The sequence below is a fragment of the Pseudoalteromonas sp. MTN2-4 genome (genome assembly GCF_042848605.1).
Lineage (GTDB): Bacteria > Pseudomonadota > Gammaproteobacteria > Enterobacterales > Alteromonadaceae > Pseudoalteromonas.
Window position 1 is genome coordinate 263,705 of the sequence record NZ_BTGK01000001.1, and the last position, 11,619, is coordinate 275,323.

At 38.9% G+C, this 11,619-nt stretch carries 12 protein-coding genes; all 12 read right to left on the reverse strand.

All coding sequences use genetic code 11. The features are described 5' to 3' along the window. Window positions 1-2 precede the first annotated feature (2 nt). A complete protein-coding gene (locus tag ACGHEH_RS01255) occupies window positions 3-722 on the reverse strand; it encodes a molecular chaperone (RefSeq protein WP_390441069.1) in 720 nt (239 codons plus the stop codon). 99 nt (window positions 723-821) lie between these two features. Continuing rightward, window positions 822-1,256: a hypothetical protein gene (locus ACGHEH_RS01260; RefSeq protein WP_390441071.1), complete on the reverse strand. Its 435-nt coding sequence runs from the start codon at window positions 1,254-1,256 to the stop codon at window positions 822-824. Window positions 1,257-1,270: 14 nt separating this feature from the next. Continuing rightward, entirely contained in the window at window positions 1,271-1,888 is a 618-nt protein-coding gene (locus ACGHEH_RS01265) for a hypothetical protein (RefSeq protein ID WP_390441073.1), read from the reverse strand. Between the two features lie 162 nt (window positions 1,889-2,050). Continuing rightward, window positions 2,051-2,614: a hypothetical protein gene (locus ACGHEH_RS01270; RefSeq protein ID WP_390441076.1), complete on the reverse strand. Its 564-nt coding sequence runs from the start codon at window positions 2,612-2,614 to the stop codon at window positions 2,051-2,053. Between the two features lie 487 nt (window positions 2,615-3,101). After that, complete coding sequence (locus tag ACGHEH_RS01275) at window positions 3,102-3,503, reverse strand: hypothetical protein (protein WP_390441079.1); 402 nt, start codon at window positions 3,501-3,503, stop codon at window positions 3,102-3,104. A gap of 294 nt (window positions 3,504-3,797) precedes the next feature. Further along, window positions 3,798-4,010: a hypothetical protein gene (locus ACGHEH_RS01280; RefSeq protein WP_390441082.1), complete on the reverse strand. Its 213-nt coding sequence runs from the start codon at window positions 4,008-4,010 to the stop codon at window positions 3,798-3,800. Between the two features lie 646 nt (window positions 4,011-4,656). After that, window positions 4,657-5,490, reverse strand: a complete 834-nt coding sequence (locus ACGHEH_RS01285; protein ID WP_390441085.1) for a thymidylate synthase — start codon at window positions 5,488-5,490, stop codon at window positions 4,657-4,659. A gap of 15 nt (window positions 5,491-5,505) precedes the next feature. Further along, a complete protein-coding gene (gene lgt / locus ACGHEH_RS01290) occupies window positions 5,506-6,294 on the reverse strand; it encodes a prolipoprotein diacylglyceryl transferase (protein WP_390441088.1) in 789 nt (262 codons plus the stop codon). Between the two features lie 9 nt (window positions 6,295-6,303). After that, on the reverse strand, window positions 6,304-7,116 hold the full coding sequence (locus ACGHEH_RS01295; RefSeq protein ID WP_390441090.1) for a sulfite exporter TauE/SafE family protein: 813 nt from the start codon (window positions 7,114-7,116) through the stop codon (window positions 6,304-6,306). 84 nt (window positions 7,117-7,200) lie between these two features. Further along, window positions 7,201-9,474: a phosphoenolpyruvate--protein phosphotransferase gene (gene ptsP / locus ACGHEH_RS01300; protein ID WP_390441093.1), complete on the reverse strand. Its 2,274-nt coding sequence runs from the start codon at window positions 9,472-9,474 to the stop codon at window positions 7,201-7,203. A gap of 15 nt (window positions 9,475-9,489) precedes the next feature. Next, window positions 9,490-10,017: an RNA pyrophosphohydrolase gene (gene rppH / locus ACGHEH_RS01305; protein WP_390441095.1), complete on the reverse strand. Its 528-nt coding sequence runs from the start codon at window positions 10,015-10,017 to the stop codon at window positions 9,490-9,492. 525 nt (window positions 10,018-10,542) lie between these two features. Then, window positions 10,543-11,571, reverse strand: a complete 1,029-nt coding sequence (locus ACGHEH_RS01310) for a methionine synthase (RefSeq protein WP_390441098.1) — start codon at window positions 11,569-11,571, stop codon at window positions 10,543-10,545. Window positions 11,572-11,619 lie beyond the last annotated feature (48 nt).

Consider the following 11,619-nt stretch of genomic DNA (forward strand, 5'->3'; position numbering starts at 1 on the left):
GATTAGTTAATATCAATTTGCTGTTCGAAAAATACCTCTCCCTGATATTCTTTTTGTCCTGAGTACTTAAGCGTAAGTTTGCCAGCACCAGATAAACGATATCCATCAAGGAGTGTCATTTGTAATAAAGCCCGCTCAAGCTCTGAATGGATACTGTAATTTTCAATGATTCCAATTCGCTGTTTTTCAGCTTTCCCGCTTGGTGTAAAAAAAGCCTCGACCTTTCCAAAGCTGCTAAAGTGACCTTGCTTTACCATTGAGATTTTAAGTGTATCGTTTTCTTCTGCTCGCTTAAGGTCAAGCCCTGCCAATGAAACAACAGGTGTTTCTCTTCCGACTCGTAAAATAATGGGTAATGAATAATTAACTTGTATGTCTATATTAATGCCCTTTATACCCGCAGATGTCTGCTCAAGAGGTAAGGCACTCAATAATAAGTGAGAGCGGTATTCTCCCGGCGCTAGTGTTTTAGTTCGTCGCACTGAGAGTTTAATAATTTGTTTTTGACCTGGTGCTAAGCGTATTTGGCTTGGGCTCATTCTCACCATTGAACTTAAAGATTTATCATGCGTACCCTCTAGGCTTTTATACCCTCCTTCAGGCAAAGCAGCCCTTTCTTGCCAAGATAATCGGTAGCTCTGCACTTTATCTGAGTTATTCACCACTATTAATCGCTCTGCTCTTTGTCTTTCTTCGAAAGCGACTCTGGTGGGTGAAATCAAAATATTTGCACTCGCAGCAAACGAAGATGAAAGGCATGCTAAAAATATAAATAAAACTGAAAGGTATCTAAACAAGGTTATAGCCTTAAAATCGAGAAGTTAGTATGAGAGTTCAATACTGACAGAGCCTTGATACTCTCCGTCACTATATATAGCTCCGTCCCCGGAGGTTTGTAAAATTGCGCCGATAACTAGCTCAATCTCACCATATGCATTAGTCTGAACCGTAGGCTTGAATAGTAATTGGTTAATAGAAAATGATGCCACACTTCCCTTTAACTCATAATTCATATTTGAACTACTAAAGCTAATTAAGGTATTGGCCGGCAAAGCCTCAAAGAAGAGCCTTGCAGGATGGCCTCTTTCCATAATATGTATGTCATTGGTTGATGACATAGCACTATTAGTAGGCAATTTAAGGGTACTTACTCTGTCATTACTTGCGACAACTATGGTGCCAAAATCAAGTGATTCAAGCACATCAGCGAATACTGATGTGCTCACTAAAGAAAGCAAAAATATACTTCTAACCAATGACTGACCTTAAATTAATAACTTACCGTAACAGCAACTGTACCTGTATATTCACCATCTACGTATTCTCCATCAATATCATCAGTCGTCAGCGTCGCACCTAAGTTAAACTCTGCGTTACCTGTACCATCAGTAGTTATAGTGCCTTGGTTTGTCGTTATAGCGATGTCTTGGTTGGCGTTTTGCCCCACGGTGGCATAAAGCGTAAATGCGGTGATCTTAAACACTGGAGTTGTACCAGGTCCCGTTGTCGCAAGCTCTACCGGTGTCGTACCAACATCTGGCAATTCAATCGTTAATGGCGTATATTTCGTGGCCTCTGCGATTGTAAGCTGAGCAGGTTGTGCCGAGGCAGAATCTAAAATATCCATAATAGCTGGATCAGAGCCGCCAGCAGCCGTTGTTGAAATTTGTAAATTCGGATTAGCCGGTACACTTAATGCTGCCGCTGAAGATGCCTTTGATACGGCCCTTACTGTGCCGAAGTCTAACGTCTGCTTTACTTCAAGCTTAAAAGTGTTTTGAACGATTACTTTTGCATCAACATTTTGAGTCTGTGTGCTTGCGAACGATGAGATAGTGAAAAATGAAAGAGATAACCCTAATGAAAGAGCGATAAAATTTTTTGTCATAACCGTGTCCTTAATTAAATGCTAATAAGCGCCCTGTTAATCTAATGAGTTTTCGTTTTCCTTTAAACTCTTTGATAACAATCAAGAAAATAGTAATAGCTTCTTGAGAAGAATCAATATAACAGAAAAGAGCTATAATTCTAAATTTAGTACTTTAGTTTATTATCTATTTTCTTCAACTGTGCACAATACGCCAATGTTATTAATAAAGGCACAGAGCTTAGTTGCATCATCTCTGTTTTTTACAGTCATTAAAGTAGGCACAAACCTACTCTGTGACCTATGGGTTAGTTTTAATATTGAGCTAGTTAAAAGAGTATCTAATTTAGGTAGATGTGTATAAACCATATTAAGTTGCACTTGAGCACTGCTTTCACTGAATACCGGTTGTAAACTAAGCTTATATCCATGCAATTTTTTTGTGTCTGAAGTTTTTGAATAAAGGTTTTTATTTGTTTTGTGTTGTTCAATTTTTGGTTTGCTTCGCAAGGAGGCTGGAAGGCTTTGTAAATCACTTTGTTCAGATAATGCAGCTATTAAAATTTTAAGATCTTGTTCCATAGAGACCAAGCGCTTTAATTCTTCTTTGTTGTTCTGAAGCTCCATTAAAAAGGCATCATCAGCAGTTTTTTTATTTGATTGAGTTATTGAAATAGATTCGTTGTGAGAGCTTGTACAAGCAACTAAAACACAAAAAATAACAAATAACACCATGTGTCTCAGCATAAAACCTCTTAAGATCAGACAAAATTAAATCCCTTGATATTTTACAATGTCACAGCATCAGATTCTAGAGAGCGAGTTAAGTAGTACACAACTTAAACTGCTCATTCATATTATGATAGGAATGGAAGTGTGCCAACCGAGACTGAGGCATCGCACACCAAATTTCACCTATTCATTTCATCAACTAAAGTAATTAGTTAATCGATCAAAAGTACTCACTACACCAACCAACAAAAATGGCAATGCAACTATCAAGTTAACTTTTTTGTTTTTAATCGAAATAATTAAAACCAAAACGACTAAAGAAAATAAAAAAGAATAAATAGTATAAAAAACCAATTAATAAAAATTCACCATTGATTTAAAAAATACACTTAAACCATAATAAACAAGACATCATAAATTAGTAACTTATTTATCTCATCATTTTCTTAGCACCGCCTCTCCCAAGCACAATTAGGTACTCTTAACAATTAAAACTTAAAATCTAGAGAATATATTTTTTAGTAAACAAAAAGCTAAATAAAGTAGAAAAAGCAATACAGCCTAACAGTAGCAGGAAATGCCTTACTGTCTCTCCAAATAAAAGAAAAGAAGTAATCATAGATATTCCAAATACAGAACTTGCTAATAAAACGTTTAAAGAGGCTTGATTTTGGGAGGATGCAATATGTTTATCATTGAATAAAAAAGATAAGAACATGAGTATGGGAATAGCCTTATATGAATCTTTTAACTTCTGTCCTTTCTGAAATTTATAAACCTTAGAACTCACAAACAGCATAAAAATGAATATAAAAAAAGAAAAAAAGTAATTATAACCTTTTAACGCATCATACATAAAAACCGAAAAAATCAACAATGTAACATAACAATATATTTTATTCATTCCTTAACTCCTAATTAAATAGGTGAGTTGTTTTAACAACTCACCACAATTATTCTAACTTTCTTCGGTATAATCCATTACAGCATCCGCAGCGCCCACAATCGCTCCGACTCCCATTCCAATTAAACCACCTACTAGTGCTCCAGGTGGTCCGCCAACGGCTCCACCAATAGCAGCTCCAACTCCAGCCCCAGTAACGGCACCTCCAGCTCCTCCTTCACCAGCGGCCTTACTGATACTTCCACCTGTGACAACATGTAATTCTTCTACTTTAAGTTCTCTCATGACAACATCTCACTCTGAAAACCAGCTATAAACAGCACCGACAGCTGCACTGACTGCTATTACACCTATTGTTACTGGTGCTGCTACTGTTGCACCAACTGCAACCGCAACCCCTACAGCCCCAGCGCCAACACCTGCACCTGTTAAACCTCCACTAGCTGCATCCCATCCATCACCACCACCATTCACAGCTTCAATTTCTTTTACGTTTAATTCACGCATAGTATATACTCCGTATATCCGAGTTTTGTGATAGACTCGGAACAGTTAAGTGCTATCCTTATTTAATAGCGTTTAATTTGGCTAGTTTTAGTTTCATTCTACGCTGACTAAAACTAGCCTCCCTTCTCCTAGACTCGCAAAAATATAACGAGTAAAGAAAATCCATTTTTGAAAAAAATAACTACTTTCCTCAAAAGTCATAAATAACTAGAAACTCAAGAATAAAGTAATAATGTAAAAAGCTTTTTCTTGAATAATAAAAAGGTAGGATGGTGTAACAAAAACGTCAAATTAGCATTTAAATAAAATCTTTAAATAAAACATAAAAAGCGCAAACACGAGAGGCAAACCACTGAAATAAATAAACTTTAAAATACTATGAAATATTTACAAGATGAAATTTAAAAATAAAATCTAGGGACTTAATATAAAGGAAAACAAAAAATTATTTAATAATTTTTAACAAAGAAAAATACAGATTAATTAAACAAAATCATTATTGCCATTTACCAAAAAAAACTTTTTAAATTATAAGGGACATATTTCTTTAAAATAGATAATTAATAATCTTTGTAGATTTTACTTTGAGGTAATTTCAATAATTTGAATAATAAAGCTAGGGTATTGTAACCCTAGCTTTGTTATTTTAAATAGATACTGGTGCTTTGATATGCGGGTGAGCTTGGTAATCAACTAGCTCGAAGTCATCAAACTTGAAGCCAAAAATATCTTTTACTTCTGGGTTAATTTTCATTGTCGGTTTAGGGAAAGGCGTACGACTTAATTGCTCATCAACCTGCTCTAAATGATTAAGATATAAATGTGCATCACCGAAAGTGTGGATAAAGTCACCAACCTCTAAGTCACACACCTGAGCAATCATCATGGTTAACAGCGCATAGCTTGCGATGTTAAATGGCACACCTAAGAAAATATCAGCACTGCGTTGATAAAGCTGGCACGACAACTTGCCGTCTAATACGTAAAATTGGAACAGTGTATGGCATGGCGGCAGAGCTTGCTTACCCATAGCCGCATTTTCACTTGGAGAGTACTGAGTATCAGGCAATAATGCCGGGTTCCAAGCACTTACGATTAAACGACGTGAATCTGGGTTTGTTTTAATTTGCTCTATCAGCTCTTTAATCTGGTCGACTACTTCACCATTTGGGCCAGTCCATGAACGCCATTGAGCACCATATACAGGGCCAAGTTCGCCTTCTTCCGTTGCCCAACCATCCCAAATACTTACGCCGTTATCTTTTAAGTACTGGATATTTGTTTCACCATTTAAAAACCAAAGTAACTCATGAATAATTGAACGTAAGTGACACTTTTTAGTGGTGACTAACGGAAAGCCTTCTTGCAGATTAAAACGCATCTGATAGCCAAACACACTGATTGTGCCTGTGCCTGTTCTATCTTCTTTTTTAGTGCCATTCTCTTTAACATGGCGCATTAACTCTAAATATTGTTTCATAGCGTTTTATAACTCTTACTTTTGTGCAACGGGTTGGGTTTTATATGCCCAAATCATAATACCAAGGCCAGCAATGATCATTGGCATTGATAGAATTTGACCTTGTGAAATCAGGCCGCCATATAAACCAATATGGGCATCAGGTTCGCGGAAATATTCGATACAGAATCTAAAGAAACCATAACCGAATAAGAATAGACCAGCGACACTGCCCGTTGGGCGTGGCTTTTTAGCAAACCAGATGAGCATAATAAATAACACTAGACCTTCGAAGAAAGCTTCGTATAATTGCGATGGATGACGCGGTAATGGCCCACCAGTTGGGAATACCATCGCCCAAGGCACGTCTGACGTACGGCCCCATAATTCACCATTGATAAAGTTACCAATACGGCCTGCCAATAAGCCAACAGGAACCAATGGCACTACAAAGTCGCCAACCGCAAAAGGTGAACGTTTAGTACGCCAAGCGAAAATAAAAATGGCAGTAATTACGCCCAAGGCGCCACCATGGAATGACATGCCGCCTTCCCAGATTTTGAAAAGGTAAAGTGGGTTTTCTAATAAATAGGAGAATTGATAGAAAAGCACATAACCAACTCGACCACCTAAGATCACACCTATCATGCCGTAGAATAATAAGTCATCAACTTCTTCTGTTTTCCAACCTGAGTTTGGTTTTGCTGCTTGACGCTTACCAAACCACATTGCAAACGCAAAGCCGATTAAATACATGAGTCCGTACCAACGGACACTTAAAGGCCCAATCGAAAAAATGATGGGATCAATTTGTGGAAACTCCATAGCCTTTCCTTAATTAACAATCATGTTGGCAGCGATAACCATGAGTAGCGCTGCAAAGATTTTTTTTATTGTTGAAACAGGTAAATATTGCGTCGACTTTGCGCCTATTGGCGCCATAAACCAAGAGGTTGAGACAATGCCTATGAGAGCCGGTAAATAAACAAACCCAGCAAAGCCTTGTGTCAATTCAAAATGCTGACTTCCTGCACTGATATAGCCAAGCGACCCAAATAAAGCGATTACGATACCACAAGCAGATGCACAGCCGATGGCTTTTTTCATATCCATTGAGAAAAACGTCAACAAAGGTACAAGTAACGCCCCCCCTCCGATACCTATCATCGCAGAAAGGCCACCTGTAATACTGGTAAAAAAAGTTAAAATAGGGCCATTTGGTAAGGCTCTCGAAGGCGGTGTCGCTGCTTTCCTGCTGCTGTAGAGCATTTTTAAAGCAATTAGAACTACACAAACAGAGAAAATAATTCTAACCACCGCTTCAGGTAGAAGAGAGGCCATAAAGCCACTCACTAAAGCCCCTAATGCCACACCTGACATGATCCAAGGTGCGACTTGCCACGGTACATTACCATTTTTATGATGAGCTAAAGCCGAAGACGTCGAAGTAAATAGAATAGAAGCCAAAGAGGTAGCGATCGCTGCAATCACTACCTGTTCTGCTGGAAGAACATCAAAATGCAACAAAATAGCACTTAATACAGGTACTATGATAAGACCACCACCTATCCCTAATAACCCGGCTAAAAAGCCTACACCACTGCCCAAAATGGCACAGTAGAGGACAAGCAGTAACAAGTCATTCATGAACGCATTCTCTTATTATAATTTGCGCGCTATTTTACCCGATTTGAAATTGATTAAACACCTGAAATAAACCTTAACAAACAGTTAGTGTTTAGATTGGTAGAGCAGTTCACTAAACTCATTCTCAATCATAAAACTCTTAAGTAAACGGTGAACTTGTTTGGTGGTCGATTGCTTTAAACATTCACCTAAAAGCGCTTCCATGTCAGCGACTTTTAAACGCCTGAGTACCCACTTCACCTTACTCATTGTTGAAATGTTCATACTTAATCGGCGATAACCCATTGCTATCAATAAAATAGCGCCTTCAGGTTCACCGCCTAACTCGCCACATAAGCTAAAAGGCAGTTCTAGATTTTGGCATTGCGTAGCCACTTGGTTAAGTACACGTAGTACACTTGGGTGGAATGGGTCGAAGAGATCAGCCACTTGTGCGTTATTTCTATCAACTGCAAGCAGATATTGCGTTAAATCATTACTACCGACCGAGCAAAAGTCGACTTTATCAGCCCACTCAGGAAGTAAATAAATGCTAGAAGGCACTTCAAGCATGACGCCGATTTCAGGTTTCTCGATTTGAATAAATTGATCAGCCCACTCTTCTTGCAACTCGAAGTAAGCTTGCTCCAGCAATTTAAGTGCTTCATCCACTTCTTCAGTATGGCTGACCATAGGTAACATGATTTTTAAGTTACCTAAGCCCGTATTGGCCTTTAACATGGCTTTGAGCTGATCTAACAACAGCTCAGGATGATCTAGAGAAATCCTGATACCTCGCCATCCCAGAAATGGGTTTTCTTCGGTAAAATTGAAATAGTCGAGTACTTTATCACCGCCAATGTCGAGGGTTCTCATCACCACATTTTCAGGGTGATAGCGAGTTAATACTGCTCTGTACCATTGCTCTTGTTCTGCTTGCGTCGGAAATTGGCCTTTTTGCATAAACCAAGCTTCAGTTCGGTATAGGCCAACCCCATCACAATATTTGGCAATTTCTTGCTCTGTCGATAAATCTAAACCTGCATTCACTAACAAGCTAATATGCTCACCGTCGAGCGTTACTGCTTCTAAATGGTGCTCTGCTTCAAACTTATCGTGTAGTTTACTTTCTTGAAGATGTAACTGTTTATATTCTTTTTTAAGCGCAGGCGTGGGCGAAATATAAACTCGCCCAGCATAAGCATCTAGAATGATGTCTTTGTTTTCAAATTGTAATAGCGGAATGTCTTCAATACCCCAAACAGCTGGAATACCCATGGCTCTGGTAAGTATAGAAGCGTGTGAATTTGCAGAGCCATTCACACTGATCACCCCTTTTAAGCGCTCTTTTGGCACTTCAGCCAACATGGTCGGGGTCAATGTGTGCGTAATTAAAATAGTATCTTTTGGATAGGATTTAACAGCTTGCTCTGTACTCATAAGGTGGTGCAAAACACGTAACCCTATTTCTTTTACGTCTATTGCCCGCTCTTTTATGTAAGGGTCAGACATAGCATTAAATTGGCTCACCAAACTTTCAATGACATATTTAAGTGCGCTTTTTGCACTCCAGCCTTGCTCAAGCTGCGCTTCAACCTGTCGGCCTAAACTCCGGGCATCCAATAATTGCTGATACACTTCAAAAACCGCGACGGCTTCTTTAGGCATAGAATCGCTAAATGTTGAAGCCATAATATGAAAATCTTGCCGTGTTGCAGAAACCGCTTGTGCAAAAAGCTTTTTCTGTTGCTCCACATTATCGCTTTTTTGCATATCTATGCTTTCAAAATCAAGCTTCGGGATCACAACAAACCCGCGCCCTAAAGCAATGCCCGGAGAGCCAGAAACCCCTTTCAAAACAGAAGTTTTCTTAGCTGTCGTTTCTACAGATAAAATTGATTTTGCCTCGGTGTTAGCAAGTTGAGATGCTAATTGAGCAGATAAAGTAATTAGAAAAGATTCTTCGTCGTTACTGAATGAACGCGCTTGCTTTTGCTGTACAACAATAACACCAATGACTTTTCTTTGGTGAACAAGCGGCACCGATAAAAAAGCATTGTAGCCTTCTTCATGAACTTCAGGAGAGAGTTTGAATCTTGGGTGAGACTGCGCATGGGCAATATTGATAGGCTCTTCACGTTGTGCAACTAACCCAACCAAGCCCTCTGTAAAGCCAATTCTAAAATTACCGATTGCTTGAGGGTTGAGTCCATCACTGGCCATCAAGATAAAATTATCTTGGCTGTAATCAGCAAAATAAATAGAGCAGCACTCTGTAGCGAGTGCTTCTTTGACCATGGCGACAAAACGATTAAGTGCTTCAGTTAGTGTGGGCTGTTGCGCCACCGCTTCAACAATGGCTCGTAATGTCGCAAGCACAATCTTCTCCTTAATTTAACGGCGATGTCGCCAATGATTTTGCTCTTTTGATGTATGCTCTTTTCGATTAAAAGGCATCGCAAATGGCGCAAACTCTTTCATTACTCGGCGATATACATCACGCTTAAAAGACACCACTTGACGAACCGGATACCAATAACTCACCCAACGCCAATCATCAAACTCAGGGTGATGCGTATGTAGTAAGTCTACATCTTCATCTTTACAACGGAGTTTCAATAAAAACCATTTTTGTTTTTGACCGATACAAACCGGGCTTGAATCTTTCCGGATCAAACGCTTAGGCAGTTTGTACCTTAACCAATGTTTAGAGCTCGCAACAATCTCAACATCTTCTGGTTTTAACCCAACTTCTTCATGTAACTCTCGGTACATGGTTTGCTCTGGGGTTTCACCATCGTCTACTCCACCTTGTGGAAATTGCCATGAATGTTGTCCATAGCGTCGTGCCCAAAAAACCTGACCTTGATTATTACAGATCACAATTCCGACATTGGCACGAAATCCTTCGGCATCAATCACCTTAGTGCCTCATTTCTTAAGTCGATATTTTTTGATTGTTCCACAACTTAGTGCCTACAGCAAATATAATTCCAGCTTTCTACCACCTTATCCACAGGTTAACCTTAAAATTGAACAACTTTTGATTTTTATAAATTAAGTCCACAAAAATACTGTATAAAACTCACTTTCTCCACAGATTCTGTGGATAACTGTGTTTATATTACTGTATTTATCCAAAGGCACAAACTAAAGCAGCGCAGCAAGTAAAAAAACAACTAAAAAAAAACCATATATTTCAGTTAAGTAGAACAAACCACTGTATAAACAAGCGGTTTTTTATTGAGCAAAAATCAAAAAAATAGCACCTTTTGAATCCTGCTCACTTTTCAAACAAACCTATCATATAAGTTAAAGATCAAACGTTTCAGCAAGTTGCAAGCGTTATATGGTGAGATTAAAGAAGAGGTTTACGAGGTATATTAGACTAGAAATTTAAAAAACCTTTCTCACAAAGTGAGAAAGGTTTTTATATTGAGTATTAATTTATGCTTGTAATTCTTTGCGAACAATTTCAGCGCCTTTAGCAAGTGCTGCTAACTTGCCTCTTGCGACTTCTCTAGCAAGCGGCGCTAAACCACAGTTTGTACTGGGGTAAAGTTTGTCGGCATCTACGTAACGCAACGCTTCACGTAATGTGTTGGCCACTTCTTCTGGCGTCTCAATGGTATTGGTTGCCACATCAATAGCGCCAACCATGACTTTTTTACCGCGGATCAAAGAAAGCAGTTCTATTGGTACACGAGAGTTATGACATTCAAGAGAGATAATATCTATGTTTGATTGCTGAAGCTTTGGAAATACCTCTTCATATTGACGCCATTCTGAACCCAGAGTTTTCTTCCAATCAGTGTTGGCTTTAATGCCATAGCCATAACAAATATGTACTGCCGTTTCACAGTTTAAGCCTTCAATGGCACGTTCAAGGCATTTAATGCCCCATTCATTTACTTCTTCAAAAAAAACATTAAACGCAGGCTCATCAAACTGGATAATATCGACACCAGCCGCTTCAAGCTCTTTGGCCTCTTGGTTAAGGATCACAGCAAATTCCCAAGCCAATTTTTCGCGACTTTTGTAGTGGTCGTCAAATAAAGTATCAACCATGGTCATTGGACCCGGTAAGGCCCATTTAATCGGCTTATCTGTTTGCGCACGCAAAAACTTTGCGTCTTTTACAAATACAGGTTTTTGGCGTGAAACAGGTCCATAAACCGTCGGCACGCTGGCATCATAACGGTCACGAATTTTAACTGTGCGGCGGTTTTCGAAATCAACACCGTCAAGATGTTCAATAAAGGTCGTGACAAAGTGTTGTCTGGTTTGCTCACCATCACTTACAATGTCTAAGCCAGTTTGATACTGCTCTTGTAATGACACACGTAATGCATCGTGTTTGCCATCAATTAATTCTTGTCCTGATAACTTCCATGGTGACCAAAGCACTTCTGGTTGTGCTAACCAAGATGGTTTTGGCAAACTGCCTGCTGTTGATGTCGGTAATAATGTTTTCATTTTACTAATTCTTTTCTAGGGTGATTAAGCACTCGACCTTACCTGTGT